Origin of the sequence: Paenibacillus agri, from assembly GCF_013359945.1 — a bacterium.
Taxonomy (GTDB): Bacteria; Bacillota; Bacilli; order Paenibacillales; family Paenibacillaceae; genus Paenibacillus_AQ; species Paenibacillus_AQ agri.
Genome location: NZ_JABWCS010000043.1, coordinates 1 through 243 on the forward strand (window position 1 = coordinate 1; position 243 = coordinate 243).

1 rRNA gene is annotated in these 243 nt (G+C 51.4%); it reads left to right on the top strand.

Features of this window, described 5'->3' with window-relative positions:
• Positions 1–243 (top strand): 16S ribosomal RNA (locus tag HPT30_RS00200); the annotation flags it as partial.

The window sequence follows — 243 nt, forward strand, 5'->3', positions numbered from 1 at the left end:
AGACTGAAACTCAAAGGAATTGACGGGGACCCGCACAAGCAGTGGAGTATGTGGTTTAATTCGAAGCAACGCGAAGAACCTTACCAGGTCTTGACATCCAACTAACGAAGCAGAGATGCATCAGGTGCCCTTCGGGGAAAGTTGAGACAGGTGGTGCATGGTTGTCGTCAGCTCGTGTCGTGAGATGTTGGGTTAAGTCCCGCAACGAGCGCAACCCTTGACTTTAGTTGCCAGCAGGTAAGG